General features: G+C 70.8%; 26 protein-coding genes. 11 read left to right on the top strand and 15 right to left on the bottom strand.

What is annotated here, in order from left to right; genetic code table 11:
• Nucleotides 1-57: 57 nt before the first annotated feature.
• Genes OG494_RS41135 through OG494_RS41120 form a run of 4 tightly spaced genes read right to left on the bottom strand, consistent with a single transcriptional unit; the run spans nucleotide 58 to nucleotide 3,318 of the window.
• On the bottom strand, nucleotides 58-525 hold the full coding sequence (locus tag OG494_RS41135) for a LapA family protein (protein WP_328448102.1): 468 nt from the start codon (nucleotides 523-525) through the stop codon (nucleotides 58-60).
• A gap of 46 nt (nucleotides 526-571) precedes the next feature.
• Nucleotides 572-1,711 (bottom strand): dipeptidase, encoded by a 1,140-nt coding sequence (locus OG494_RS41130; protein WP_328448100.1) that lies wholly within the window; start codon nucleotides 1,709-1,711, stop codon nucleotides 572-574.
• Between the two features lie 42 nt (nucleotides 1,712-1,753).
• Complete coding sequence (locus OG494_RS41125) at nucleotides 1,754-2,356, bottom strand: alpha/beta hydrolase (protein ID WP_328448098.1); 603 nt, start codon at nucleotides 2,354-2,356, stop codon at nucleotides 1,754-1,756.
• Nucleotides 2,353-3,318 (bottom strand): ring-cleaving dioxygenase, encoded by a 966-nt coding sequence (locus tag OG494_RS41120; protein WP_328448096.1) that lies wholly within the window; start codon nucleotides 3,316-3,318, stop codon nucleotides 2,353-2,355. The genes OG494_RS41125 and OG494_RS41120 overlap by 4 nt, the downstream gene beginning before the upstream one ends.
• Nucleotides 3,319-3,402: 84 nt before the next feature.
• On the opposite strand from OG494_RS41120, the gene OG494_RS41115 reads away from it, so the two are divergent.
• The 3 genes from OG494_RS41115 (at nucleotide 3,403) to OG494_RS41105 (ending at nucleotide 4,713) form a co-directional block, all read left to right on the top strand.
• Nucleotides 3,403-3,858 carry a MarR family winged helix-turn-helix transcriptional regulator gene (locus tag OG494_RS41115; RefSeq protein ID WP_328448095.1) on the top strand — a complete coding sequence of 152 codons (456 nt, stop codon included), beginning with the start codon at nucleotides 3,403-3,405 and terminating at the stop codon, nucleotides 3,856-3,858.
• Between the two features lie 118 nt (nucleotides 3,859-3,976).
• Entirely contained in the window at nucleotides 3,977-4,153 is a 177-nt protein-coding gene (locus tag OG494_RS41110) for a hypothetical protein (RefSeq protein ID WP_328448093.1), read from the top strand.
• Nucleotides 4,154-4,332: 179 nt separating this feature from the next.
• Complete coding sequence (locus OG494_RS41105) at nucleotides 4,333-4,713, top strand: VOC family protein (RefSeq protein WP_328448091.1); 381 nt, start codon at nucleotides 4,333-4,335, stop codon at nucleotides 4,711-4,713.
• 71 nt (nucleotides 4,714-4,784) lie between these two features.
• Here the strand turns inward: OG494_RS41105 and OG494_RS41100 are convergent, their stop codons facing one another.
• The 7 genes from OG494_RS41100 to OG494_RS41070 all read right to left on the bottom strand — a co-directional run bounded on the left by OG494_RS41100 (nucleotide 4,785) and on the right by OG494_RS41070 (nucleotide 14,292).
• Nucleotides 4,785-5,639 carry an amidohydrolase family protein gene (locus OG494_RS41100; RefSeq protein WP_328448089.1) on the bottom strand — a complete coding sequence of 285 codons (855 nt, stop codon included), beginning with the start codon at nucleotides 5,637-5,639 and terminating at the stop codon, nucleotides 4,785-4,787.
• Nucleotides 5,636-7,180, bottom strand: coding sequence for a benzoate-CoA ligase family protein (locus tag OG494_RS41095; RefSeq protein WP_328448087.1), 1,545 nt, complete (start codon nucleotides 7,178-7,180; stop codon nucleotides 5,636-5,638). Before OG494_RS41095 ends, OG494_RS41100 begins: the two co-directional genes overlap by 4 nt.
• 9 nt (nucleotides 7,181-7,189) lie before the next feature.
• Nucleotides 7,190-8,611, bottom strand: coding sequence for a benzoyl-CoA 2,3-epoxidase subunit BoxB (gene boxB, locus OG494_RS41090; RefSeq protein WP_328448085.1), 1,422 nt, complete (start codon nucleotides 8,609-8,611; stop codon nucleotides 7,190-7,192).
• Between the two features lie 5 nt (nucleotides 8,612-8,616).
• A complete protein-coding gene (gene boxC, locus OG494_RS41085; RefSeq protein WP_328448083.1) occupies nucleotides 8,617-10,236 on the bottom strand; it encodes a 2,3-epoxybenzoyl-CoA dihydrolase in 1,620 nt (539 codons plus the stop codon).
• A gap of 32 nt (nucleotides 10,237-10,268) precedes the next feature.
• Nucleotides 10,269-10,706, bottom strand: a complete 438-nt coding sequence (locus OG494_RS41080; RefSeq protein ID WP_328448081.1) for a hypothetical protein — start codon at nucleotides 10,704-10,706, stop codon at nucleotides 10,269-10,271.
• Nucleotides 10,707-10,807: 101 nt separating this feature from the next.
• Complete coding sequence (locus tag OG494_RS41075; protein WP_328448079.1) at nucleotides 10,808-11,710, bottom strand: GNAT family N-acetyltransferase; 903 nt, start codon at nucleotides 11,708-11,710, stop codon at nucleotides 10,808-10,810.
• Between the two features lie 155 nt (nucleotides 11,711-11,865).
• Nucleotides 11,866-14,292: a beta-glucosidase H gene (locus OG494_RS41070; RefSeq protein WP_328448077.1), complete on the bottom strand. Its 2,427-nt coding sequence runs from the start codon at nucleotides 14,290-14,292 to the stop codon at nucleotides 11,866-11,868.
• 93 nt (nucleotides 14,293-14,385) lie between these two features.
• Here OG494_RS41070 and OG494_RS41065 point away from each other — a divergent pair, with 93 nt between their 5' ends.
• Nucleotides 14,386-14,955, top strand: coding sequence for a TetR/AcrR family transcriptional regulator (locus OG494_RS41065; RefSeq protein WP_328448075.1), 570 nt, complete (start codon nucleotides 14,386-14,388; stop codon nucleotides 14,953-14,955).
• A gap of 339 nt (nucleotides 14,956-15,294) precedes the next feature.
• Here the strand turns inward: OG494_RS41065 and OG494_RS41060 are convergent, their stop codons facing one another.
• Nucleotides 15,295-15,738 (bottom strand): MarR family winged helix-turn-helix transcriptional regulator, encoded by a 444-nt coding sequence (locus tag OG494_RS41060; protein WP_328448073.1) that lies wholly within the window; start codon nucleotides 15,736-15,738, stop codon nucleotides 15,295-15,297.
• A gap of 48 nt (nucleotides 15,739-15,786) precedes the next feature.
• Between OG494_RS41060 and OG494_RS41055 the strand changes: the two genes are divergently transcribed.
• From OG494_RS41055 to OG494_RS41040, 4 genes are all read left to right on the top strand, one after another.
• Complete coding sequence (locus OG494_RS41055; RefSeq protein ID WP_328448071.1) at nucleotides 15,787-16,254, top strand: DUF1579 family protein; 468 nt, start codon at nucleotides 15,787-15,789, stop codon at nucleotides 16,252-16,254.
• 365 nt (nucleotides 16,255-16,619) lie between these two features.
• Nucleotides 16,620-18,515 (top strand): ABC transporter ATP-binding protein, encoded by a 1,896-nt coding sequence (locus OG494_RS41050; RefSeq protein ID WP_328459177.1) that lies wholly within the window; start codon nucleotides 16,620-16,622, stop codon nucleotides 18,513-18,515.
• A gap of 60 nt (nucleotides 18,516-18,575) precedes the next feature.
• On the top strand, nucleotides 18,576-20,051 hold the full coding sequence (locus OG494_RS41045) for a WS/DGAT/MGAT family O-acyltransferase (RefSeq protein ID WP_328448069.1): 1,476 nt from the start codon (nucleotides 18,576-18,578) through the stop codon (nucleotides 20,049-20,051).
• Complete coding sequence (locus OG494_RS41040) at nucleotides 20,051-20,926, top strand: alpha/beta fold hydrolase (protein ID WP_328448067.1); 876 nt, start codon at nucleotides 20,051-20,053, stop codon at nucleotides 20,924-20,926. Before OG494_RS41045 ends, OG494_RS41040 begins: the two co-directional genes overlap by 1 nt.
• A gap of 203 nt (nucleotides 20,927-21,129) precedes the next feature.
• Here the strand turns inward: OG494_RS41040 and OG494_RS41035 are convergent, their stop codons facing one another.
• Together OG494_RS41035 and OG494_RS41030 are read right to left on the bottom strand one after the other, a co-directional pair.
• Nucleotides 21,130-21,885 carry a 2-keto-4-pentenoate hydratase gene (locus tag OG494_RS41035; protein WP_328448065.1) on the bottom strand — a complete coding sequence of 252 codons (756 nt, stop codon included), beginning with the start codon at nucleotides 21,883-21,885 and terminating at the stop codon, nucleotides 21,130-21,132.
• Complete coding sequence (locus OG494_RS41030) at nucleotides 21,882-22,679, bottom strand: 2-keto-4-pentenoate hydratase (protein WP_328448063.1); 798 nt, start codon at nucleotides 22,677-22,679, stop codon at nucleotides 21,882-21,884. The genes OG494_RS41035 and OG494_RS41030 overlap by 4 nt, the downstream gene beginning before the upstream one ends.
• A 140-nt stretch (nucleotides 22,680-22,819) precedes the next feature.
• Between OG494_RS41030 and OG494_RS41025 the strand changes: the two genes are divergently transcribed.
• The 3 genes from OG494_RS41025 to OG494_RS41015 are packed head-to-tail and all read left to right on the top strand — an operon-like array spanning nucleotide 22,820 to nucleotide 24,374.
• Entirely contained in the window at nucleotides 22,820-23,323 is a 504-nt protein-coding gene (locus OG494_RS41025) for a VOC family protein (protein WP_328448061.1), read from the top strand.
• 56 nt (nucleotides 23,324-23,379) lie between these two features.
• Nucleotides 23,380-23,949, top strand: coding sequence for a hypothetical protein (locus tag OG494_RS41020; protein ID WP_328448060.1), 570 nt, complete (start codon nucleotides 23,380-23,382; stop codon nucleotides 23,947-23,949).
• A gap of 23 nt (nucleotides 23,950-23,972) precedes the next feature.
• The gene (locus tag OG494_RS41015) at nucleotides 23,973-24,374 is read left to right on the top strand and encodes a CoA-binding protein (protein WP_328448059.1); all 402 of its coding nucleotides are present in this window, start codon (nucleotides 23,973-23,975) and stop codon (nucleotides 24,372-24,374) included.
• On the opposite strand, the gene OG494_RS41010 is transcribed toward OG494_RS41015, so the two are convergent.
• Nucleotides 24,371-25,183 (bottom strand): NHL repeat-containing protein, encoded by an 813-nt coding sequence (locus tag OG494_RS41010; protein ID WP_328448058.1) that lies wholly within the window; start codon nucleotides 25,181-25,183, stop codon nucleotides 24,371-24,373. The genes OG494_RS41015 and OG494_RS41010 overlap by 4 nt on opposite strands.
• Nucleotides 25,184-25,195 lie beyond the last annotated feature (12 nt).

Here is a 25,195-nt window from a genome sequence, read left to right as displayed (position 1 = left end):
TAGGAAAGATGCGTCGAGGGGGCCTTCGGACGCATCTTTCCTAGGGAAAGTGAGCTGTCAGCGGCGCGGGCGGCGAGCCTGCTTCCGCAGCTGCAGGATGCGGGCGCCGCCGATCAGGGCGACCAGCGCCGCGCCGCCCAGGGCCGAGAACAGCATCGCGATGGCCAGCGGCAGGCTGCCTTCGGCGCCGAAGAAGTGGACCGTCGCCGGGTCGAGGTTCTGCAGGATGAACACCAGCAGCACGGTCAGCACGAGCAAGCCGGCGATCACCGCGACCCAGGTGCCGCTGATCCGCGTCGGCCGGGCCTTGCCCTTGCCCCGGCTCGTCGTCGACGCCGTGCCGACCCGGGCTGGCGCCGGCCGCACCGGGGTCACCTCTTCCGTGCCCGGCCGGACGTCGCCGGCGCGCAGCTCGGCGGGCTCCAGCGCGCCTTCCGGCACCTCGGTTCCGGGGAGATTCCCGGGCAGGTCGTGGTCTGCGGAGCCGGTGGGGTGGCCGGCCGCGTCCCCGCGCGCGTGCGTCATGTGTCCAGTGTCCGTCCAGCACGCGGGGACCGCTGCGTCAAACCCTCTAACGGGTGTACGCGTCGACGTCCCGGAGCACGCGGAGCGTGTTCTTCCCGGCCAGTTTCGCGCAGTCGTCGTCACTCCACCCCCGGTCGAGCAGCGCGGCGAACAACACCGGGTACTTGGACGTGTCCTCCAGCCCCTCCGGCAGCGTGCCGACGCCGTCGTAGTCGCCGCCGAGGCCGATGTGGTCGACCCCGGCCACCTCGCGGGCGTGCTCGACGTGCGCGACAACGTCGTCGACGGTCGCCTTCGGCTTGGCCGGCGCGTCCCACTCCGCGACGAACTTCCCGCGCTGGGTGAGGTTGCGGTAGTCCTGCCCGGCCTCGGCCATGGCCGCCTTGAGCCGCTCGTCCCAGGCCGCGACCTTCGGCGAGATGAACGCGGGCACGAAGGTGACCATCGCGACGCCGCCGTTGGCGGGCAGCTTCGCGAGGACGTCGTCGGGGATGTTGCGCGGGTGGTCGTTGACCGCGACGCACGACGAGTGGCTGAAGATCACCGGCACCGTGCTGACCTCGATCGCCGCCCGCATCGTCGACGGCGCGACGTGCGAGAGGTCGACCATCATCCCGATCTTGTTCATCTCGCGCACGACGTCGCGGCCGAACTCGGTGAGCCCGCCGTGGACCGGCTCGTCGGTGCCCGAGTCGGCCCAGGTGGTGTTGAAGTTGTGCGTCAGCGTCATGTACCGGACGCCGAGGCGGCGCAGGATCCGCAGCACCCCGAGCGACTCGGCGATGCTGTGCCCGCCTTCGGCGCCGAGCAGCGACGCGATCCGGCCGTCGGCGAACGCGGCCTCGGCCTCGTCGGCGGTGTCGACCAGCCGGAGCCGGTCGGGGTAGCGCTCGGCGAGCTGGTGGACGACCTCGATCTGCTCCAGCACGGCGGTTACCGCGCTGTGGCCTTCGAACTCACACGGCACGTACACCGACCAGAACTGCATGCCCAGCTTCCCGTCGGCGAGCTTCGGGAAGTCGGTGTGCAACGCGGGCTGCCGGACGGTCAGGTCGAGCGAGGCGACCGCCTCGACCGGGTTCGCGCCACCGTGCTGCCGCAGCTCCCACGGCAGGTCGTTGTGCCCGTCGGCGAGGATGACCCCGTCCAGCAGTTCGGTAGCACGCTGTAGTGCCTCGTTAGTCATCACCCGATCCTAGGGTGACGCCGTATACGCTCCGTACAATCGCTACGGCGCAAGCCACTTCGCCGCCGCGCGAACACCGTCCACAGTGACCTGATGCCCGCCGGGGTGACGATCCGTGACGACGTCGGCACCGCGCTCGCGCAGCAGCCGGATCAGTTCCCCGGTCGACGCGAGCGGCGCCATCGGGTCGTGTTCGCCGTTGGCCAGGAAGATCCGCGACGCGCTCAAGTCGTGTGACGGCGGGTCCGGCACCGGCGACATTGCCGCGAACAGCGCGGCTTCGCGCACGACCTCGGGCCGCAGCAGCGCGACGGCGGCCGCGATGTTGGCACCGTTCGAGAAGCCCACGGCGACCAGCCTGCGGTCGCCGAAGCCGTACTTCGTCCGAGCCTCGACGACGAAGTCCGCCAGCTCATGGGCTCGCTTGACGACGTCTTCGTGGTCGAACACGCCCTCTTCGAGCCGGCGGAACCAGCGCGCGGCGCCGTGCTCCGACACCGGCCCGGCGGGTGCCAGGGTCGCGGCGCCCGGAGCCAGCTCTCGCGCCAGGCCGAGCAGGTCGTCCGGGCTGCCGCCGGTGCCGTGCAGCAGGAGCAGCACCGGCGCGTCCGGCGCGCCCTCGACGTACTTGTGCACCAGCGTCATGACAGCTCCGGGTTGTTCTCGGCCGGGAGGTTCAGCTTGGGCAGCATGTGCTGGATCTCGTCGCGGCGCGGCTCCAGCCACGGCGGCAGCTTGAGCGCGCGGCCCAGCTCCAGCAGCGGCTCGTCGATGGCGAAGCCGGGCTCGTCGGTCGCGACCTCCAGCAGCGTGCCGCCCGGCTCGCGGAAGTAGATCGAGCGGAAGTACTGCCGGTCCAAAATGGACGTCACGTTCACGCCCTTGTCGACGAGCTCCTCGCGCCACGTCTTCTGCGTCGCCTCGTCGGGCGCGCGCCAGGCCACGTGGTGCACGGTGCCCGCGGCGACCAGCCCGCGCGGCGCGTCCGGCGTCACGAGGACGTCGACCAGCGCGCCCGGACCGCCGTCCCCGGCGGCGAACCGCAGGCGGTTGCCGTCCTGACCGGTGAAGCCGAGGCCGAGGCCGTCGGTGAGCATGCCCGCGGTGGCGTCCTCCTTGCTGACCGACAGCGTCACCGAGTGCAGGCCGCGGACGGCGTGCTCGGCGGGCACCAGCTCGGTGTCCCACGGGTCACGCGGGTCGCCCTGCGGGTGCGCGACGAGCGCGAGCTTCAGGCCGTCCGGGTCGTGGAAGGTCAGCGTGTCCTCGTCGTCGGCGTTGCGGATCTCGCCGGTCTCGATCCGCTGCGCGTTCAGGTGCTGCTTCCACCAGCCGATTGACGCCTCGGGCACGGAGAACGACGTGGTCGTCGCCTGGCCGGTGCCGTGGCGGCCGCTCGGCGCGTCGGGCCACGGGAAGAACGTCATCAGCGAGCCCGGCTGGCCGGAGCTGTCGCCGTAGTAGAGGTGGTAGGTGCCCGGATCGTCGAAGTTCACGGTGGTCTTCACCAGCCGCAGTCCGAGGGTCCGGAGGTAGAAGTCGGCGTTGCGCTGCGGGTCGCCGCCGATGGCGGTGACGTGGTGCAGGCCGGACGTCTTGATCGACATGGAGTGCCTCCTCAGGCCAAGGTAACCGCAGAACCTCTCGCGCGCAAGATATATTCCGGGCAGACTCTCCGCTAGGCTGACCGCGTGACACCCGATCCGAAGACCGACGACGACGAGATCGTCACCTGGTGGGGCCTGGTCATCGAGGGTTACCTGGCCACCCAGGACAAGCTGATGGGCGAGATCGCCGAGCGCTTCGGCCTCGCGCCCGCGTCGTTCGACATCCTGATGCGGCTGGTCCGCTCGCCCGAGCACCGGATGCCGATGACCCGCCTGGCGACCGAGGCCGCGCTCTCCAGCGGCGGCTTCACGAAGGTCGCGGACCGCCTGGTGGCGGCCGACCTGATCTGCCGCGTCCCGAGCCCGGACGATCGCCGCGTCACGTTCGCGTCGCTGACCGACCACGGTCTGGAGGTGGCGAACAAGGCCCGCACGGCCGCCGCGGAGATCCTGCGCCGCATCGTCCTGGCGCCCCTGGGCGACGACGCGGCGGGCCTCGCCGAGGCGATGCGGACGCTGCGGACGTACAACGGCGGGTGAGCCGGTTCAGGAAGCCGCCGGCGCCGTCCACATCGCCAGCAGCTCCGGCGCCGCCGGGCTCGCCGGTTCCGGGCTGAACGCCACCAGCCGCTTGCCTGGTCTCGCCGGGCAGGTCGAAGTGCTCGAACCGCAGGGTCAGCTCGCCGACGACGGGGTACCGGAAGCACTTGCTCCCCTGCTCGAGCCGGACGTAGTACTCGACGCTGATCCCGGCGAGTGCGGCGACCTCCTCCCGCCGCAGCCCGGCGACCCGACGGCGGGTGCCGCCCTGCTTCTGCTTCGCCAGCGGTCGTGAGTGTTTAGGGCGGTTAGAACCGCCCTAAACACTCACGACCAGCCGCGGCAGAACGCTCACCGGAGCCTCGCCACGCAACCCTTGCGCCGACGCGTGGAGCCGGACGCTCGTGTTCATCGAGCGGTACCGTTGAAAAATCGGTGCTGGTCAGGGCCCTTCGGCGAGCGGACGATGGGGCGATGCTGACCGATTCGACCATCACGACGATGCTCCCGGTGACCGACAGCGAGCGGGCCGGCCACTTCTACGCCGACGCGCTCGGCCTGAAACCGACGGGTGCGGGCGAAGACGGAACGCGCTACTTCGCGGCGGGCGCGGGCATCATCGGTCTGCGCCCGGCACCGGCCGACGCGCAGAGCGAGAGCACGGCGTTGAGCTTCGAGGTCACCGACCTGCCCGCCGAGGTCGCCGCGCTGGAAAGCCGTGGCGTGCGGTTCCAGGACTTCGACGTCGACGGCCTGAAAACGGTCGGCCACATCGCGGACCTGGGCGCGGAGCGGGCCGCGTGGTTCACCGATTCCGAGGGCAACGTGCTCTGCATGCACCAAGTGCTCGGCTGACTTCTGGGGGCCATGGGGACGCCGGTGCGGCCACGTCGGGGCCGAAGTGGCCGCACCGGCACTCCCCGTGGTCAGGCGAGCGAGGGCATCAGCTTGATGGCGTTGCCCGACAGCACTCCGGTCAGCACGTCTTCGGGCCACCCCAGCCCCGCCAGCGACCGGACGTTCTTCGCGACCGACGGCACCCCCGGCCAGTCCGTGCCGAACACGAACTTCCCCGCCAGCCGGGCCAGGTCGAACCGCTGGTAGTACTCCGGCAGCTTCTTCGGCGGCAAGCCCGCCAGGTCGAGCCAGACGTTGTCCCGCGCCAAAGCCAGGAACGCCGCGACGTCGTACCACCAGCCGCGGCCGCCGTGGGCGAACACGAACTGCAGCGCCGGGAAGTCTTCGACCACATCGGACAGCAGCTCGGGATTCCCGAAACTGGTGCGGGAACCGGGAAAACTCGACGTTCCCGAATGGAGGATCACCGGCACGCCACGCTCGAGGCACAGCTGGTAGACCGGGTACAGCTCCTTGTCCGCCGGCGAGAACGCGCCGTGCACCGGGTGGATCTTCAACGCCACCGCGCCCAGGTCCAGCTGCCGTTCGACTTCGGCCGCCGCCGGGTGGTGCAGGTACGGGTTGACGTTCGCCACCAACCGGAACCGCTCCGGGTTGTACTCGACGAGCGGCAGGTTGTCCTCGATGGACTGGATCCCGGTCGCCCGCGGGCTGTACTCGCAGAACAGCAGGACCCGGTCGACACCTTCCGCCTCCATCAGCTCGTCCATCGCGGACGGCACGACCGAGCCGTCATCGGCGTACACCGAACGCCACGGATAAGAACCGGCGAAGTCGTGCGCCCACTGCAGCCACGCGGGTTTGAGTGTCGGCAGACGCGGGGTGTGCACGTGCGCGTCGACCACGAAGTGCCCGTCGATCACGTGCTGGGCACCACCAGCAGCGCGTCGCGGACCTGCTCGCGGATCACGTTGCGGCGGATCTTCCCGGTCGCCGTCTTCGGCAGCTCGGCCAGCTCGACCACCCCTCGGGGACGCTTGAACGCCGCGAGTCCTTCGCGGCAGAACTCGATCAGCTCTTGCGCGTCCACCGTAACCCCGGGAGCGGCCACCACGCACGCCACGGGCTTGTCGAGGCCGTCGGCGTCCGGCGCGGCGACGACCGCGACCTCGGCCACCGCCGGGTGCTGGCGCAGCCGTTCCTCCACTTCGGACGGTGACACCCAGATCCCGCCCGCCTTGAGCATGTCGCCGAAGCGGCCGAGACAGCTGTAGGTGCCGTCCTCGTTGAGCACGTAACTGTCCCCGGTGCGCAGCCACTCGCCCTGGAACACGAGCTTCGTCGCGTCGTAACGCGCCCAGTACCCGGTCGCCGTCGAGGGCCCCGACACGAACAGCTCACCGGGCTTGCCGACGGCGTCGATCACCGCGCCGGCCTCGTCACGGATCTGCACGGCGTACCCGGGAACCGGGACGCCGGTGCTGCCCGGCCGCACCGAACCCGGCAGGTTCGACAGGAAGATGTGCAGCGCCTCGGTCGATCCGATGCCGTCGAGGATCTCCAGGCCGAAGCGCGCGCGGAACCGTTCGAACAGCGACGCGGGCAGCGGCTCGCCGGCCGAAACGGCGTACCGCACCGACGCGAACGAGTCGTCCGGGACGTCGCTGGCGAGCAATGCCGCGTAGAACGTCGGCACGGCGAAGAACAACGTCGGCTTTTCTTCTCGCAGGCGTCGGGCGAACAACGCGGGTGTCGGACGCGAAGGCTCCAGCAGCGTCGTCCCGCCCGCCGCGAGCGGGAAGAACGCCGAATTTCCCAGCCCGTAGGCGAAAAAGAGCTTCGGCACGGACAGGACCCGGTCGGTCGCGACGGTTCCCAGCACTTCGCGGCCGTACGTCTCGCAGACCGCCCGGATGCTCGCGTGCCGGTGCATCGCGCCCTTCGGCTGCCCCGTCGTCCCCGACGTGTACAGCCACAACGCGGGCGAGTCCTCCCACGTCCGTCCACTCCGGAATTCGCCGCCCAGCGAAGACCACTGGTGCGTCCGGACGCCGAACCCGGTCGCCTCGGCGCGGTCGAGCAGGACGTCGGTGACCTCGGGGGCGAGGCCGAGCGCGGTCACGGCCTGCTCGGCGAACTCACCCGACACGCACAGCAGCCGCGCCCGCGAGTCGGCGAGCATCTTGCCCAGCTCCAGCCCGGTGACCATGGTCGACACCGGGACCGCGACGGCGCCCGCGAGCATCGCGCCGAGGATGCCGGTGAGCAGCTCGACGTCGTCGACCATGCAGAACATGACCCGCTCTTCGGGCCGCACGCCCAGCCCGGCGAGCCCGGCGGCGACCCGCCGGGACTCCGCCGTCAGCTCGGCGTAGGTCAGCGAACGGCGGGGCGAGACGACCGCGATCGCGTCCGGCTGCCCGGCCGAGAGCAGGTACTCGGCCGCGTTGAACCCTGTCGCCACCCAGGCCTCCTACGTGAGGTACACGTACTCGTAGTCGAACGGCTTGCCGTTGATGCCTTGCCGCGGCGGCGCCACCCAGCTCGCGATCTTCCCCCGCTCGTACACCGGGTGCATGAGCGAGCGGACGAACGCGAGGTCCTCGGTCGTGGGCAGCCACTTGTTCTTGCCGGCCAGCCACGTCGTCTCGTCGACGATCGTCCCGTCGGGAGTGACGTGGTGGCCGGAGTTTATGCCCACATCCCGGTTGAAACCAGGGTGCGGCAACCGGAACGTGAAGTCGATCCCGGCCTCGGTGAGGATCTTGTTCCAGCGCTTGACGCCGGTCTCGCAGTCGGCCGTGTACTCGCCGCGCAGGTCGAGGTTCAGCAGCAGGATCGCCTGCAGCTCCTCGGACGTCCAGGTGCCGTCGCCGGCCGGTTTGTCCAGCGTGCGGGCGTCGCCGGTGAGCTTGTGGTCGTCCTTGCGGCGGGTCTCCTGCCAGCGGCCCTTGAGCCCGGCGGTGTAGTAGTTCGCCGCGTTCGTCGACGTCTCGCTGCCGAACAGGTCGAGCGAGACGGTGTAGTGGAAGTTGATGTAGCGCTGGATCAGCTCCAGCGGGATGCCGCCGTGCGGGCCGATGTCGCGCGTGTCGTGCTCGCGGATCAGCTCGGCGCTGCGCATGACCACGCGGTCGACGCCGGTGGTGCCGACGAACATGTGGTGCGCTTCCTCCTTCAGCATGAACTCGCAGGTGCGCGAGAGCGGGTCGAAGGAGGACTCCTTGAGCGTGCCGAGCTGGTACTTCCCGTCGCGGTCGGTGAAGTAGGTGAACATGTAGAACGCCAGCCAGTCGGCGGTTTCCTCGTTGAACGCGCCGAGGATGCGCGGCGCGTCCGGGCTGCCGGAGTTGCGCAGCAGCAGCCCCTCGGCCTCGTCCCGGCCTTCGCGGCCGAAGTAGGCGTGCAGCAGGTAGACCATCGCCCACAGGTGGCGGCCCTCTTCGACGTTGACCTGGAACAGGTTCCGCAGGTCGTAGAGGCTCGGCGCGGTGAGCCCGAGGAGCTTCTGCTGCTCGACGGACGCCGGTTCGGTGTCGCCCTGGATGACGATCAGCCGCTGCAGGTCGGCGCGGTACTCGCCGGGCACCTGCTGCCACACGGGCTCGCCCTTGTGCTCGCCGAAGGAGATCCGCCGGTCGGGGTCGCGCTCGGCGAGGAAGATGCCCCAGCGGTAGTCCGGCACGTTGACGTGGTCGAAGTGCGCCCAGCCCTCGCGGCCCACGCTGATCGCGGTCCGCAGGTAGACGCCCTGGGTTTCCAGCGTCGGGCCCATCTCGCCCCACCAGTGCATGAACTTCGGCTGCCAGCCCTCCAGCGCGCGCTGCAGCCGGCGGTCGTCGGCGAGGCTGACGTTGTTGGGGATCTTGGCGTCGTAGTCGATCTTCTCGGGCATGAGCGCTAGACCCGCTTCCTGTCGAAGACGGCCTTCTGACCAGTACCGTATCGGCGCAGCGCGCCTTCCGGTCCGGATGCGTTCGGCCGGGTGAAAATCCAGTTCTGCCAAGCCGCCAAGCGGCCGAAGATCTTGGTCTCGATGGTCTCCGGGCCGACGAACCGGTGGTTGGCCTCCATGCCGGTCAGCGCGTCCGGGCTGAGCGACGCCCGGCCCTCCAGCGCGATCCGGATCTCGTCCTCCCAGTCGAGGTCGTCCGGGGCGTCGGTGACCAGGCCGAGTTCGACGGTTTCGGCGGCGCTGAGGTCACGGTCCTTTTCCCGCGCGAGCCAGGCGAGGTGGTCGTCGTCGCCGTAGAACCGCGCCTGCAGCCGGGTCAGGCCGTTGCCCATCGGGAACGCGCCGAAATTGGCGTCGGTCAGCCGGATGGACGCGCGTTGCTCACTGTGTTCATTGTCGATCGGCGGCCCGTCGAGGATGTACTGCCGGTCCGCGGCCAGCGCGACCTCCAGCAGCGCGCCGACGAAGCAGCTGCCGGGCTCGATGAGCGCGATCAGGCTGCGGCTGGTGACGTCGAGGCGTTTGAGCGTGCGCTTGAAGTAGTGCGTGATCTCGTTGGCCAGCCAGTCCTTCCCGCTGAGGACGGCCTGCTCGTGCGCGACCACCTTCGCCGGGTCGCCCTGGGTCCGCAGGATCCACGTGCCGGCTTCGACCTCGTTGGTGCGCAGCCGCAGGATGGCGTCGTCCAGCTCGCGCGTCATGGCGAGGAACCAGCCGCCCGCGCCCTCTTCGTGCAGGTCACCGGGGTCGTTCTCAGGCCCCTTGATGGTGATGGTGGCCTGGTCTTTTTCGACCGTGACATCGACGTGGCGGTGTTCGAGCGGCGTCAGCTCGATGCCGCCCTCGCCGGTCCGGTCGGACTCGCGCGCGATCTCCCGGGCCCGCTGCAGCACGGTCTCGCGGAACCCCTGACGGGGCACCAGCTCGTCGACCAGCCGCCAGTCGACGGCCGTCTTCCCCTTGACGCCGTCCGAGCGTGTCGCGAAGACGTCGGCGAGGTCGCGCCGGACGCGCCGCTTGTCCACCACCCGGGTCAGCCCGCCGGTACCGGGCAGCACGCCCAGCAGCGGCACCTCCGGCAACGCGACGGTCGAGGAGTTGTCGTCGATCAGCAGGATCTTTTCGCAGGCCAGGGCGATTTCGTAACCGCCGCCGGCACACGTCCCGTTCACCGCGGCGACGTAGGTCTGGCCGGAGTGCGCGGTCGCGTCCTCCATGCCGTTGCGGGTCTCGTTGGTGAACTTGCAGAAGTTCACCTTCCAGTGGTGCTCGGACGCGGCGAGCATCCGGATGTTCGCACCGGCGCAGAACACCTTGTCCTTCGCGCTGGTCACGACCACCACGCGGACCTCGGGGTGCTCGAACCGCAGCCGCTGGGTGGCGTCGTACAGCTCGATGTCGACGCCCAGGTCGTAGGAGTTGAGCTTGAGCTCGTAACCCGGGACCAGTCCGCCTTGCTCGTCGACGTCCAGCTCGAGCCAGGCCACCTCCCCGTCGAGGCTGAGCCGCCAGTGGCGGTACTCGTCCGGACGGCGGCCGAAGTCAACCGGTGTGGTGGTGGTCACCTCTCCGATTGTCTACACGAATTCTGCGAACGTCAATGTTGTGTAGAAACTTGATCTCGCGAGGTCACCCGGTTGAGCGTCGCCCAGGCCCAGATGAGGAAAACCCAGAGCGCCAGGCCGGCCGCGAAGTCGGTGAAGATCGTCGCGAACCAGAACGCCGGGATCCGCGGCACGCCGGTCAGGAAGTGGCCCAGGGTGATCATCCCGGCCAGCGAGTAGACGAGCAAGAACGCCAGCGCCCGCGGGTAGCGCCCCTGCGTGTAGGCGCGGTAGCCGAGGTAGCCGAACGTCGTGAAGAGCACCCAGCCGAACGCGACGACCACGCCCGCCACCACAGCCGGGACGCCGGGCAGCTGCGGGTAGTCCGCGACGCGGATCGTGTTGTGCGTGTAGTGCAGCGTCGTGCTGAGCAGCGAGAACGCGAGGATCACGCGAAGCGGCGTCAGCCCCTTCTCCCGAAGAACGTCCATCACAGGCCCCCCAAGGTTTACTAGATAGATCGCTCTAGCGAAGGTACCGCGCGGCGGCCGTGCCAGGCAAGACACGGCCGCCGCGGGCCCTCACAAGAGGCTCAGACCAGGTCGATGCGGTGCTGCGTCACCGGGTAGCCCGCCTTCGCGAAGGCCTTCGCCATCGGGATGTTCGGGACGTCGGTGGCCGCGACGATCCGGTCGGCGCCCTGCGCGACCAGGTCGTGCGTGGCCTCGACCAGCAGGTCGTACGCGTAACCGTGCCCCCGCTGCTCCGGCACCACGGCGATGTAACCGATCACCGGGTCGTAGTAGTTGCGGCTCGGCAACGCGAAGCCGACCAAGTCGCCTTCGCGTGTGTACGCGAGCCGCCACCACTCCCGCGGCGCCGGCATCCACCGCATGATGTCGAGGTCCTCCTGCGCGGCGGCCTCGATGCCCTGCTCGGCCACCACGCGGCGGACGTGCGCGTCGAGGCTGTCGGCGTTGACCTTGCGGAAGACGTCCAGGATGGCGTCGTCGTCCGGCTCGGGCCGGAACTCGAGCCGGCCCGGCTTCCCGGGCAGGCCGTTTTCCGGCGTCCAGCAGTACCGGTAGCGCTCGACGAGCTTGCGGTAGCCCGCCTTCTCCGCCGCTTCGACGCGGATCGTCACCTCGTGGGCGACGTCCGGGTCGTCCTGCCACGCGGGCGGCGTGGTCAGCGAGTACTCCGCCCGGAACGGCGCCGTGGTCAGCAGCTGCACCGCGGCGTCGAGGTCGGTGAAGTCGAACCAGTCGAGCGCGATCGGCTCTTCGTCGTCCGGCCCGGCCCACCAGGCGGCCCGCGCCACGACGACGCCGTCGCGCAGCGCGACCCACGACCAGCCGGGCCGGTACTCACCCCGGCGCGCCATCTCGGCGTAGTCCTTGCCGAGCAGCTTGCGGCCGACGAGACCGGGGTCGGGCAGGGACGTGAACAGTGTTTCTTCGCCCGCTTCGAGCGGGCGCACGACCAGATCGGTCATGGAAATCCTTCCGGGAGTACGCGCGCTCCCGGTCTACGGACTGGGCACCCTCGCTGCGAGGTGGGAGCGCGTGATCGGTTGCGTGATCATCGGACCCACCTCCTTTCGCCGGTCAAGGGTGCGGGGCAGAACCTACGGGCCGCCCGCGGTGGGCGTCAACGGATTTTCTGCAGCACGGTCCGCGTGCTCAGCCGAGGCTCGGCGTAGGAGTGCGAAGCCTCTAGGACGTATTCGCCGGCGATGTGCTGCCAGCCGTCGCGCCAGGTCGAAACCGAGCGCGGCGCGATCGCGATCTCGGCGTCCACCGCCTCACCCGGGCCCGCTTCGACGCTCGCGAAGCCGGCGAGCCAGCGGTGCGGCCGGTCGCCGCGTTCGGTCGGGGCCAGGTAGAGCTGGACGACTTCGCGGCCCTTGCGCGTCCCGGTGTTGCGCAGGCGAACGCGCACCTTCGCGCCGCCCTCGTCGTCGGGGAAGACGTCGAGCTCGTCGTAGGACCAGGTCGTGTAGCCCCGGCCGTGGCCGAACCAGTAGGCGGGTTGCTTCTCGGTGCGGGCCCACGCGCTGTAGCCGATGTAGACGCCCTCTTCGTACGGCAGCACGCTTTCCTCGGGCGTCACGCAGGTGACGGGGGCGTCTTCGAGCTTGGCCGGCCAGGTCGTCGGCAGCCGTCCGCCGGGCTCTTCGCGGCCGAAGAGGACGTCGGCGAGCGCGTCGCCACCGGCCTGGCCGGGGAACCAGGTGAGCAGCACCGCGGCGACGTCGTCGCGCCACGGCAGCTCGACCGGCGAACCGGCGTTGACGACCACCACGGTGTTCGGGTTGACCTCCGCGACCCGCCGGACGAGTTCGTCCTGCCTTCCCGGCAGGGCCAGGGAAGTCCGGTCGAACCCCTCGCTCTCGACCTCGGCGGTGGTGCCGACCACGACGACGGCGACGTCGGATTTCCCGGCCAGCGCAACGGCTTCGTCGAGCGCGGCGTCCGGGTCGGGCACCGGGCCGCGGTGCCCGAGCGCGAAGGTGACCCAGGCGAAGGTGCCGCGCGCGAACTCCGCCATCTCCGACGGGATCCAGTAGGTCAGGCTGACGTCGACCGGCTCGCCCGCGGTCAGTTCGACGTCCCGCCGCTGCTCGATGACCTGCATGATCGACGTGAAGACGTCACCGCCTTCGGGCAGGTTGACGCCGTCGAAGAGGGTCTGCCCGCCGACGACCAGGCGGAGGTCGCCGGGACCGGTGAGGCCGAAGGTGTGCGTGCCGGTGGTCTCCGGGAGGAACGTGCCGTCGATCTCGACGCTCGCCAGCGTGGCCAGGTCGAGGCCGGCCGGCAGTTCGCCGATCCAGTCGATTCTCGCCTCTCGCAACGGAAATTCAGCCAATCGGGTGCCATCGGCGGCTTTGGCGGTGGCGCGGAGCCGGAAATTGTCGGTGGCCGGCGGTAGCGTCGTCCGCGGATCGGCACCGATGGCGTAACTGAGTTCGGTGCCTGCGGGAACGGCCTTGCGGAGGCCGTCGAGAGGGGAGACGACGTGGTCGGGAAACACGGTGGCGCTGCCGCCGCCGAGGATCTTCGGGTCCGCGGCCAGCGCGCCGATCAGGGCGATGGTTTTCGGTTGTTTGAGGGGCAGTACGCCGGTTTCGTTGCTGAGCAGCACGAACGACCGGTGCGCGATCTCGCGCGCGACCGCGTCACCGTCCACATCGGACTCCGGGGTCGGCGTGGCTCCGTCCAGCGCGCCGGTCCGGTGGGCGAGCAGGAGCACGCGGCGGACCATCTCGTCGACGACGTCGGAGTCGACCTCGCCGTCGCGCACGGCTTCGGCGAGCCGTTCGCCGAACACGGTGCGCGGCCCGGGCATCGCGACGTCGAGGCCGCCGTTCGCCGACGCGACGGTGTCGCGCGCGGCCAGCCAGTCGGAGACGACGAAGCCGTCGAAGCCCCATTCGTCGCGCAGCACGCCGTTGAGCAGTTCGGCGTGCTGGGTCATCGTGATGCCGTTGACGCTGTTGTAGGCGGCCATGATCCCCCACGGCCTGGCCCGCCGGACGATGAGTTCGAACGGCGCGAGGTAGAGCTCGCGCAGCGCGCGTTCGCCGACACGGACGTCGGCGGTGAAGCGTTCGGTCTCGAAGTCGTTGGCGACGAAGTGCTTGACCGTGACAGCGACCCCGCCATCCTGCACGCCGGTGACGTAACCGGCGCCGACCATCCCGGTGAGGAGGGGATCTTCGGAGTAGCACTCGAAGTGCCGGCCGCCCAGCGGTGAGCGCTGGAGGTTGACGGTGGGCGCGAGGAGCACGTGCACGCCCTTGCGCCGGGCCTCCTGCGCGAGCAGCCGCCCGGCGCGCACGGCCAGCCGCGGATCCCAGGCGGCGGCGAGCGCCGTCGGGCTGGGCAGGGTGACGGACGGGTCGTCCGGGCTCCACCGCACCCCGCGGACGCCGACCGGGCCGTCGGAGAGGACGAGCGACGCGAGCCCGATCTCCGGCCGCGGAGGCAGGCTCCAGACGTCCTGGCCGGCGAGCAAGCTCGCCTTGGCGTCCAGGTCGAGTTTGCCCAGCAGCGCGTCGACGTCGAAGCTCATGCCGCCCCTTCCGGAGGTCCTGCTGTCAGCCTACCTGGCACCGAGCAGTGAAAGTTATGCTTCCGTGACAGCTTGTCCCGTAGGCTCGGGATCATGACCCGGGCCAGGGGCGCCGACCGCCGCACGAGCATCGTCCGTGCCGCGTTCGACGTGATAGCCGAGCGCGGCTACCGAGGCACGTCCCTGGCCGCGGTGGCCGACCGGGTAGGCCTGACCCAGCAGGGCCTGATGCACTACTTCCCGACGAAGGAAGACCTGCTCACGGCGGTCCTGGAGACCCGCGACGAGTGGGACCTCCTGCACTTCGGCCGCGACTCGTCGGCCATGACGGTGAACCAGCTGGCGGACCTGGTCGACTACAACGCGACCCGCAAGGGGATAGTCCAGACGTACACGGTCCTGGCCGCGGACAGCGTCACCGACGACCACCCGGCCAGGTCGTACTTCCACGACCGCTACGCCCGGGTCCGAGCCGGCATGACGGAGATGCTGGAGCGCCACCGCGACGAACTACCCCCAGGCTCGAGCCCGGAACAGCTGGCCCCACTGGCGATCGCGGTCCTGGACGGCCTGCAGCTGCAGTGGCTGCTGGATCCGGAGCAAGTCGACATGTCGGCGGGCTTCCGCACATTCTTGACCCTGCTGGGCATCAAACCGGACTGACCCGCACCTGGGCCTGGGCCCTAACGCCCCAACGCGGCGTTCGGTGCGTCCAACGCCACGTTGGGGCGCCGTCCTCCAGCCAACAGCGCGGCGGCGCCATCTCCTCAATGCCGGCGCCGGCGGCGAACACCTTGGCTGAGCCGGTGAGCCGTACTCCACCGGAGCAGCCGTTCGCCACCCTCGCCCGCCGCGGCACATCCCGCCCGGCCAGGTGAGCCGCACCCCCAGCGCAGCCCGCCCACCCGAGCCCTCACAACCGCGGCCCCACCGCCAACTCCCGCAAAGTCCGCAGCGTGGCCCTCAATTCCTCCCCCGGCGCAACTCACCCAGCCGGACCCCTCACGACCGCGGCTGCGTCACCAACCCCCGCAACCGCCGCAAAGTCCGCAGCGTCACCTCCAAGTCCTCCTCCGGCACCTCCGCCGCCAGCCTCTCGGCCCACTCGACCTGCGCCGTCCCCAGCGCACCCATCGCCTCCCGAGCCCGCGCCGTCAACGACAGCAGCGGCGCCCGTGCGTCCGCCGGGTTCGGCGTCTTCTCCAGCATTCCGTTGCGCAGCAGGCGGTTCACTGTCTCCTGCACGCTCTGCCGTCGCAGCCCCCGGCGTCGCGCGACCTCCGCGGCTGTCGCCGCGCCGTCCTCCAGGAAGCCCAGCACCTGCCACTGCGCCGCCGTCAGGCCGACCGGTGCCGTCAGCGCGTCGCCCGCGGCCAGGAAGCCGCCGTTGCACGCGAAGACCGCGTCGATCACCCGGGTGAACGTCTCGGCTCTGGTGGATCGCATGCGTGCTAGCCTCCCATATTGACAGGCACCTGTCGAATGGAGACGACCATGGACATGCCCACCCTCGGCCCCGCGCACGACGCCCTGAAGGCGTTCGTCGGCGACTGGACCGGCACCGAAGAACTCGCCGCGTCCCCGTGGGCGCCGGCCTCGACCGCGCGCGCCGACTGCGAATATCGCCTGCGAATCAACGGTTTCGCGCTGATCCAGCAGTACCGCCAGCGCCGCGAAGACGGTTCGGAGTTCCTGGGCCACAACGTCTTCACCGCGGACCCGCAGACCGGCGAGACCCTCTGGTACGGCTTCGACAGCTACGGCTTCCCGCCCGAGTCGCCTGCCCGCGGCGGCTGGGACGGCGCGACGCTCGTCCTGGACAAGAAGACCGCCCGCGGGGTGGCCCGGCACCGGCTCACGCCGGACGGCGACACCCTCACCCACGAAATCGACGTGACGATGGGCGAAGACGGCGAATTCAGCCCATTCCTGCGCGCCCGGTACACCCGCGAAAACAGGTAGAGGAAACGGGCGACGCCCCTCCCCCCTCGCACGAGGACGTCACCCGTTTCCGGTCTCTGCCACCACATCCGCGGGTCCGCCCGATGCGGGCGACCCGGCGGCGGGTCAATTCCACAACAATTATTAGTTATTCAGTCGTGCGCTTTCAGGCTATGCAGCGAGTGTGTCCTCGAGGCCGCGATCAGCCCAGAGAAAACGATTACTTTCACCCGGATGGCGGAACACCGACCCCGGACCGTGGCCCTCCGACGGGACTCGGCCCGCCGGAATTGTCGTACCCCCGGAGTACACCTGAACGCGTGCGCAGATCCGCCGGACCACCCCAGGAAACCCCGGACTCGCCCCCGCTGATCGGGGTCGAGAACATGAAGATGCCCGAATGGGCGCGGGTCGACGAACGCGTGGCCGACGCCGGGTTCGGGCGGGCCGTGCGCGCGCTGCCCGCCGCGATCGCCGTCGTGCTGCGGCTGGCTTGGCGGACCTCGCCGCGGCTGACCGTGCTGGCCGGGGTGGTGCACGTCGCCTCGGGCGGCGTCACCGCGTTCGGGCTGCTCGCCACCGCGAACGTCTTCACCGCGCTCCTCGAACAGGGCCCGACCCCGGAGCGGGTCCTGCAGTCGTTGCCCGCGATCGCCATCGTCACCGGTTCGTACGCGGCGCGCGCGTTGCTCGACGCGGCCGTCGCCGCCGTCGAGGGCGCGCTGCGGCCCCGGGTCACCGCGGCGGCGGACGACGCGGTGACGGCGTCGGTCGTACGCGTCGGGCTGATCGCGTTCGAGGACGCGGACTTCCGGGAGCTGGCCCGGCAGGGCGCGCGGTACGGCGTCCGGGCGATCGAGACCAGCCTGCGCCGGGTGGCGGACCTGACTTCGTCGGCGATCTCGCTCGCGGCGGCAATGCTCACGGCCGGGCTGCTCGACCCGTGGCTGGCGCCGGTCCTGCTGCTCGCGGCGGCCGCCGACGGCTGGTCCGCCGCGCGCGTGGCCAAGCTGAACTACCGGCACTTCCTCGACACGGTCGGGCGCAACATCCGCAAGTCGATCGTCGAGGAGGTCGCCACCTGGCGGTCGATGGCCCTCGAACGCCACGCGCTCACCCTCCAGGAGCCGCTGCTCGGCGAGTACCGGCGCATCTCGCGCAGCCTGACGCGCGAGGAAATCCGGCTCGCGCACCGCAGCAACCTGGTCCGCACCACCGGACGCGCCGCGGCCGGCCTCGGCACCGCGGTCGCCTACCTGGTGCTCGGCTGGCTGCTCTACACCGGCGGGATGGAGCTGGCGCTGGCCGGCACGGCGGTGCTGGCGATGCGCACGGCGTCGACGGCGCTGTCCAACACCATGCGCGCGGTCAACTCGCTGTACGAGGACTCGTTCTACATCGGGTTCTACAACCAGCTGCTGCTGGAGTCGGCGAAGCTGCGGCCACCGCCGGCCGCGCTGACCGCGCCCGCCGACCCGGCCGAGATCCGGCTCGAGGGCGTCACGTTCACCTACCCGGGCCAGAAGAAGCCGGCGCTGCGGGACATCTCGCTGACGATCCGGCGCGGCGAGGTGATCGCACTCGTCGGCGAGAACGGCTCGGGCAAGACCACCCTCGGCAAGCTCCTGACCGGCCTCTACCCACCGGACGAAGGCACCGTGCACTGGGACGACGTCGACCTCGCCCGGGCCGACCCGGAGTCGGTGCACACGAACATCGCGGTGATCGCGCAGGAACCGGCGGAGTGGCCGATGACCGCGGCGAACAACATCACCGTCGGGCGCCTCGGCCGGCCCGACCCGGACCGGCTGGCGTGGCGCGAGGCGGTGGACTACTCCGGCGCCGGCGAGGTGATCGAGTCGTTGCCCAGGCAGGAGAACACGGTGCTGTCCAAGAAGTTCGACGAAGGCCACGACCTGTCCGGCGGCCAGTGGCAGCGCATGGGCATCGCCCGCGGCATCTACCGCGACGCATCGGTCCTGGTGGCCGACGAACCCACGGCGGCCCTCGACGCCCGCGCCGAGGCGAGGGTGTTCGCGGGCCTGCAGCACGCAAGCACCTCGACGCGCGGCAGGCGCACCACGGTCCTGGTGACCCACCGGCTGGCCAACATCAAGTCCGCGGACCGCATCCTGGTCCTGGAGAAGGGCAGGCTCATCGAGGAAGGCACCCACGAACAGCTGATCCACGCGGGCGGGGTCTACCACGAGCTCTACGAGATCCAGGCCCGCGCGTACCGCAACGGCTCAGGCGAAGAGCAGCGACAGCCCGCACCCTCCTAGCGGATTTACGCCCGCGACCCCGCCGGGCAGACTGGCCTGCCGAGTCCCCGAGGAGGCCCGATGCGCCAGCTCACCGCACTCGACGTGCAGTTCCTCAACGCCGAGTCGACCACCACCACCGGGCACGTCGGCGGCCTGTCGATCCTCGATCCGGCGACCGCGCCCGGCGGCACCGTGACCGTCGACGACCTGCGGGAGCTCATCGGCTCGCGACTGCACCTTGCCAAACCCCTGCGGTGGCGGCTGCTGCCGGTACCGCTTGGGCTGGATCACCCGTACTGGATCGACGATCCCGAGTTCGACCTCGAGTACCACGTCCGGGAGATCGCCCTGCCCGCGCCGGGCGACGAGCGGCAGCTCGCCGAACAGATCTCGCGGCTGACCGCGCGGCCGCTCGACCGGCGGCGCCCGCTCTGGGAGGCCTACCTGGTGCAGGGCCTGCGTGACGGCAACGTCGCGGTCTACACGAAGGTGCACCACAGCGCGATCGACGGCGTCTCCGGGGCCGAGCTCATCGGCGTACTCATGGACGTCACCGCCGAGCCGCGCCCGGTCGCGCCGCCCGAGGAGCCGCAAAAAGACGAGATCCCGACACCCGTCGAACTCGCGCTCAACGGCGTGAAACGGCTCGCGCTGCACCCGGTCAAGGCCGCGCTGCAGGTGCCGAAGCTGCTCCAGCACATCGACGAGGTGCCCGGCCTCGCCCGTTACCCCGGCATCGGGCTGCTCGCGAAGGCCGGCAGCGTGCTCAACCGCGTCACGCGCCAGGGCTCCGGACGCCACGAAGCCGACCGGCCGCGGCTGGTCGCGCCGGACACCCCGTTCAACGGGCCGATCAGCGCGCACCGCCGGTTCGCCTACGGCTCGCTGCCGCTCGACGAGGTCAAGCGGGTCAAGAACATCTTCGGCGTCACGGTGAACGACGTCGTCATGGCGCTGTGCGCGACAGTCATGCGCCGGTGGCTCGTCGATCACGACGCGCTGCCCGACCAGCCGCTCGTGACGCTGGTCCCGCTGTCGGTGCGCACGCCCGAGCAGGCGAAGGACGCCGGGAACCAGGTGTCGGTCATGCTCGCGCCGCTGCCGACGCACCTCGCCGACCCCGGCGCGCGGCTGGCCGAGGTCACCAGCGCGATGGTCGCCGCGAAGCAGCGGTACCAGCCGCTGCCGGCGTCGTGGCTGGTCGACTTCAGCGGCATGCTGCCCGCCGCGCTCGGCGGGCTCGCCGCCCGCGCGACCATGAAGTACCTCGGCGCCACCACGCCGGTCGTCAACCTCGTCGTGTCGAACGTCCCGGGCGCGCAGGTGCCGCTCTACCTGGCCGGCGCCCGACTGCTCGCGAACTACCCGGTGTCCGCGATCACCGACGCGAGTGGCGGGCTGAACATCACCGTGATGTCCTACGACGGCAAGCTCGACTTCGGGTTCATCGCCTGCCGCGAACTGATCCCGGACGTCTGGGACCTGATCGACCACCTGCACGACGCGCTGGCCGAGCTCACCAAGCTCGCCGCGGAGCACACCCGGGAGGCCTGATGGCGGAGCGCGTCACGGAGGTCAACGGCATCACCCTGTGCCACGAGACGTTCGGCGACACCGGCGGGCGGCCGCTGCTGCTCGTGATGGGCCTCGGCGCCCCGATGATCTGGTGGGACGAGGAGTTCTGCGAATCCCTTGCCGCGCAAGGCTTCTACGTGATCCGGTTCGACAACCGGGACGCCGGCCGGTCGAGCCGGATGCGCGGCCGGGCCAACCTCGCGCAGGCGTACCTGCTGCGCAGCGCGCCGTACTCGCTCGCCGACATGGCCGCCGACGCCGTCGGGCTGCTGGACGCGCTGGGCGTTCCGGCGGCGCACGTCGTCGGCGCGTCGATGGGCGGGATGATCACGCAGACGCTGGCGATCCGGTACCCGTCGCGGGTGCTCTCGCTGACGTCGATCATGTCGACCACCGGGAGCCGGCTGGTCGGGCGCCCGAGCCCGACGGCGATGTCGATGCTGCTCGGCGCCCGGCCGCGCGACCGCGCCGAGTACGTCGAGCTGGCGGTCCGGACGTTCCGCGTGATCGGCTCGCCGGGCTACCCGTTCGACGAGGCCCGGATGCGCGAGCGGGCCGAGCGGACATTCGACCGCGGCGTCCACCCGGGCGGTACGGTCCGCCAGCTCGCGGCGATCATGGCCGACCGCGACCGATCGGCCCGGCTGCGCAAGGTGCGGGTGCCGGCGCTGGTGGTGCACGGCGCACAGGATCCGCTGGTCCACGTCTCCGGCGGCCGCGCGACGGCCCGCGCGATCCCGGGCGCGGACCTCGACATCGTCCCGGGCATGGGCCACGACCTGCCCCGCGCGGTCTGGCCTCGGGTGGTCGCCGGCATCACCCGAGTCGCCGACCGAGCCCAAGTCACCACCTGACGCGTACCGGAAGGGTCGGCTCACGTACCCAGGGAGTCGGCTCGCGTACCTGGACGGTCGGTTCGTGAGCCGACCCTCCAGGTACGCCGGCCGACCCTCCAGGCACGCGAGTTCGCCGGTCCGGTTCGCGGAACTCGCGTGATCAGGCGCGTGTCTCGCGTGATTGGGGAGGCATGACGTGTGATTGGGGGGTCGACACGGGGTCAGGCGGAGAGGGTTACCGAGCCCAGGTGGGAGAAGTGGGCCGCTACCCGGGAACCCGGGTGGAGCGGGACCGCGTCCGTCATGCCACCTGTCAGGACCAGCCAGCCTGGCTCCAGGGCCAGGCCGCGGGTCGCCAGGGTGTTCGCCGCCAGGGCCAGGGCCTCCGCCGGGTGGCCTTGGACGGCCGCGCCGGTGGCCGTGTCGACGATCTGGCCGTCGACCTCCAAGAGGGCGGCCTCCAGGGAAAGGTCCAAAGAAGCCGGAGGGACGCCTACCGGGCCCAGGGCGAAGTAGGCCGACGAGCCGTTGTCCGCGACCGCGTCCGGGAGCGTGAAGCGGTAGTCCGTGTAGCGGCTGTCGATGATCTCCATCCCGCCGTACACCCGGTCGACGGCGGCCAGCGCCGTCGCTGCGGTGACGCCGGGGCCGGAAAGACGTCGGCCCAGTACGAAGACCAGCTCCGGCTCGGCTCGCGGGTGGATCAACGACGGCACGGGCACGCCCGTGGGCAGCACCATCGCGTCGGTCAGCCAGGCCAGCAACGGCGCGTCGATGCCCATGCGCTGCTGCTTCGCCCGGGACGTCAGACCCAGCTTGACGCCGATCAGCGTCTCGCCGCGGGCCCGGCGCTGGCGCAGGGCCTCGTCCTGGATCGCGTACGCCGTGTCGACGTCGAGGTCCGGCCAGTCCTCCGAGAGCGGCGGCCGCTCCGACTCCGTGGCCAGCAGGGCGGCCGCCGCTTCACGCACGTTCATGACTCCTCCGAAGGGGCGAACACCGCGGTGACGCTGCCGATGCCGGCGATGGTGGCGACGACCGTGTCACCCGGCGAGACCGGGATCGCCCGGGTCATCGAGCCCGGCAGCACGACGTGCCCGGGTTCCAGCGTGACGCCCAGCGGCCCCACCGTGTTCGCCAGCCACACCAATGAGTTCACCGGCGACCCGAGCACCGCGCCGCCCGCGCCCGTCGCCGCGACCGAGCCGTTTTGGTACAGCACACAGCCGGCCAGCCGCAGATCCACGGAACCCAACGCGGCCGGGCTGCTGCCCAGGACCACGCCGCCGGACGATGCGTTGTCGGCGATCGTGTCGAACAGCGTGATCTTCCAGTCCTGGATCCGCGAGTCGACGATCTCCAGCGACGGCAGCACGAATGAAACAGCCCCCACCGCGTCGGCGACGGTGACGCCGGGGCCGCGCAACGCCGACCCGAGCACGAACGCGATCTCCGGCTCGATCCGCGGCTGCAGGAACGCCGACGTCGGGATCGGCTGGTGCTCGAGGTGGAACATGCTGCCGGTGAGGTGACCGTAGTCGGGCTGGTCGACGCCCATCTGCCGCTGCATCGCCGCCGACGCCAGGCCGACCTTGTGCCCGCGGACGGCGTCACCCGCGGCCGTCCAGTGCCGCACCTGCTCCTGCTGGATCCGGTAGGCGTCCTCGACGGTCGCCTCCGGGAAGGTCTTGATCAGCGGCTCGATCGGCTCGCGCGTCGCGTAGGCCCCGGCCAGAACGGCGGCGGCCTCCTGCACTCTGCTGGCGTCCACGCTCGGGAACTCTGCCCGTGGCGACACCGGCACACAAGCCCGGATGTTCCGCCCAGCGGAACTCTCGCCAGACAACCTCTTGCGCGCGAGATAAATTGGGCGTAGCTTGGGCAGTACCACCAGGAAGGGACGTGAGGGACATGGCACCGACCCAGGCCGAGGTCACCAAGCTCGCCGAGGTCCGCGACGCACTGCGCGAGCGCCACCTGCGCCCGGCCGCCGAGCGGCCCGCGACGAACGGCCGCGGCATCCACCACACCGCGCTGATCTCCAGCGACGTCGAGCGGACCATCGGGTTCTACCAGGACATCCTCGGCTTCCCGTTGACCGAGCTGATCGAGAACCGCGACTACCCCGGCTCCAGCCACTTCTTCTTCGACGTCGGCAACGGCAACGCCGTCGCTTTCTTCGACCTGCCCGGCCTGGACCTCGGCCCGTACGCCGAGGTCCTCGGTGGACTGCACCACCTCGCGCTGTCGGTCACGCCGGACCGGTGGAGCGTCATCAAGGACAAGCTCGACGAGGCCGGCGTGCAGTACCTGCTCGAGAGCAAGACGTCCATCTACCTGTCCGACCCGGACGGCGCCCGCGTCGAGCTGATCTCCGACCCGCTGGGCGAGATGTACGGCGAGAAGATCGGCTGAAAGCGTGGTCTGGACGTCGCGGGCGATCTACCCTGTCCGCGACGTCTGGAGGTCCGATGGCCGATTGGTCGCTTTCCCGCGCGAAGGCCCGGCTCGATCGCCGTGAGCACCTGGACGAGCTCACCGCGCGCACCCGGTTCGAGGTGCGGCTGCACCTGAACGAGCCCGCGGAGTACGGCAGCTACGACGACGTCGAGAGCATCTTCGCGATCGGCCACGGCGAGTGCGCCGCGCTGCTGGCGCACCGCCGCGTCCTGCCGCTCTGGGAACGCCTGTTGCTCGCCCGGTACGCCCGGCGCCTGCACGGCAAGGCGATCACGCGCAGTGTCGGTGCCGTTCCGAGCGGGGCGTCCGGGATCGCGCGCGCCTTCGGGGCCGAGATCCTCGAACTGGCGCCCGACTCCGGTGACACCGGCGCCAAGTACGACCTGCAGGGCCGCGGCCTGCTGACCGTGTTCCGGATCGCCGTCGGCGCCAAGGGCCAGACCTGGCCGGACCGCCACGAGGTGTCGACGACGTCCGCGCGCAACATCCTGACCTGCGCCGCGACGTTCGCGCACCGCAAGCCGTGGCACGTCCTCTGGCCCGTCTACCGCGTCCGCGGCCTGCGGCTCTGGAAGCTTTGACGCCGGCAGGACGTTCCACCCGCATGAGCCCAGAAGAGATCCTGGCGAACGCGAAGACGATCGCGGTCGTCGGCCTGAGCCGCGACCCGGCCAAGGCCGCGCACGGCGTCCCGGCGGTGCTGCAGGCGCACGGTTTCCGCATCATCCCGGTCCACCCCAGCGCCACCGAACTGCTCGGCGAGAAGGTCTACCGGTCCTTGAAGGACATCCCGGAGCCGGTCGACCTGGTCGACGTCTTCCGGCCGTCCCCCGAGGCGCCGGGCATCGCGCGCGACGCCGTCGAGATCGGCGCCAAGGCGCTGTGGCTGCAGCAGGGCATCACGTCCGCCGAAGCGCGCCGCATCGCCGAGGACGGCGGGCTCGGGTTCGTGCAGAACCGCTGCACCGCCGTGGTCCGCGCGACGGCGTCGATCTCGAAGAGCTAGCCGCCGAAGCAGACGACGCGGTGGTGACCGGCGTCCGCGATCCAGATCCCGCCGGCCGCGTCGACGGCGACGCCGAGCGGAGCGCCGAGCGCGTCCGAGCCGAACTCCGCGCGGCACGGACCGGTGGTCCGGAACCGCGTGACCCGGCCGTGGTCCGGCGCGGTGACGTACACGTCGCCGGACCCGGTCACGGCGACGCCGGCCAGGAGGCTCCCGCCGCACTCGAGGGACCCGATCACCCGGCCGTCGGCGTTGTACCGCACGACCGCGACGTCGCCGTCCGCCGGGTGTCCGTTGTGGACGATCCACGCGCCGCCGGCGCCGTCGCCGGCGATGCCCTGCGGTGCGCTGAGCTTCTCGGTGATGTCGCTGAGGGCCGCGCCGGTGCGGGTGTCGAAGCGCGCGACGCGCCGGTGCCCGGTGTCGGCGACGAGCATCCGGCCGGCCGAGTCGAGCGCGATGCCACGCGGGTTGTCGAGCTCGCCGGCGCCGAACTCCCGGACGAACCCGCCCCACCACGCGTACTGCGCGACGCGGTGGTTGCCGGTGTCGGCGACGTAGACGTTGCCCGCCGCGTCGACCGCGACGGCTTCCGGCGCCTTGAGCCGGCCGGCCAGCACCCGCACGAGCTTGCCGTCGCGGGTGAACGCCTGGACGCGGTCGTTGCCGGTGTCGGCCACCCACAGCTGCCCGCGCGCGTCGACCGTGATCCCGGCCGGGCTCGTGAACTGCCCGGGCCCGGGGCCGCCGCGGCCGAACGCGGTGCGGAACTCCGGCGGCGGAGCCTGCTGATCGGTGCGGGGGGCCACGGTGTCAGGATC

Source organism: Amycolatopsis sp. NBC_00438 (genome assembly GCF_036026695.1).
Lineage (GTDB): Bacteria > Actinomycetota > Actinomycetes > Mycobacteriales > Pseudonocardiaceae > Amycolatopsis.
Note: the sequence above shows the minus strand (reverse complement) of the source record. Positions and strands in the feature narration are given on the sequence as shown.

Coding starts and splice junctions, on each gene's coding strand:
- OG494_RS41135 (WP_328448102.1), bottom strand. CDS start 525: ATGACGCACGCGCGCGGGGACGCGGCCGGCCACCCCACCGGCTCCGCA.
- OG494_RS41130 (WP_328448100.1), bottom strand. CDS start 1,711: ATGACTAACGAGGCACTACAGCGTGCTACCGAACTGCTGGACGGGGTC.
- OG494_RS41125 (WP_328448098.1), bottom strand. CDS start 2,356: ATGACGCTGGTGCACAAGTACGTCGAGGGCGCGCCGGACGCGCCGGTG.
- OG494_RS41120 (WP_328448096.1), bottom strand. CDS start 3,318: ATGTCGATCAAGACGTCCGGCCTGCACCACGTCACCGCCATCGGCGGC.
- OG494_RS41105 (WP_328448091.1), top strand. CDS start 4,333: ATGCTGACCGATTCGACCATCACGACGATGCTCCCGGTGACCGACAGC.
- boxB (WP_328448085.1), bottom strand. CDS start 8,611: ATGCCCGAGAAGATCGACTACGACGCCAAGATCCCCAACAACGTCAGC.
- OG494_RS41080 (WP_328448081.1), bottom strand. CDS start 10,706: ATGGACGTTCTTCGGGAGAAGGGGCTGACGCCGCTTCGCGTGATCCTC.
- OG494_RS41075 (WP_328448079.1), bottom strand. CDS start 11,710: ATGACCGATCTGGTCGTGCGCCCGCTCGAAGCGGGCGAAGAAACACTG.
- OG494_RS41070 (WP_328448077.1), bottom strand. CDS start 14,292: ATGAGCTTCGACGTCGACGCGCTGCTGGGCAAACTCGACCTGGACGCC.
- OG494_RS41065 (WP_328448075.1), top strand. CDS start 14,386: ATGACCCGGGCCAGGGGCGCCGACCGCCGCACGAGCATCGTCCGTGCC.
- OG494_RS41060 (WP_328448073.1), bottom strand. CDS start 15,738: ATGCGATCCACCAGAGCCGAGACGTTCACCCGGGTGATCGACGCGGTC.
- OG494_RS41055 (WP_328448071.1), top strand. CDS start 15,787: ATGGACATGCCCACCCTCGGCCCCGCGCACGACGCCCTGAAGGCGTTC.
- OG494_RS41050 (WP_328459177.1), top strand. CDS start 16,620: ATGAAGATGCCCGAATGGGCGCGGGTCGACGAACGCGTGGCCGACGCC.
- OG494_RS41045 (WP_328448069.1), top strand. CDS start 18,576: ATGCGCCAGCTCACCGCACTCGACGTGCAGTTCCTCAACGCCGAGTCG.
- OG494_RS41040 (WP_328448067.1), top strand. CDS start 20,051: ATGGCGGAGCGCGTCACGGAGGTCAACGGCATCACCCTGTGCCACGAG.
- OG494_RS41035 (WP_328448065.1), bottom strand. CDS start 21,885: ATGAACGTGCGTGAAGCGGCGGCCGCCCTGCTGGCCACGGAGTCGGAG.
- OG494_RS41025 (WP_328448061.1), top strand. CDS start 22,820: ATGGCACCGACCCAGGCCGAGGTCACCAAGCTCGCCGAGGTCCGCGAC.
- OG494_RS41020 (WP_328448060.1), top strand. CDS start 23,380: ATGGCCGATTGGTCGCTTTCCCGCGCGAAGGCCCGGCTCGATCGCCGT.
- OG494_RS41015 (WP_328448059.1), top strand. CDS start 23,973: ATGAGCCCAGAAGAGATCCTGGCGAACGCGAAGACGATCGCGGTCGTC.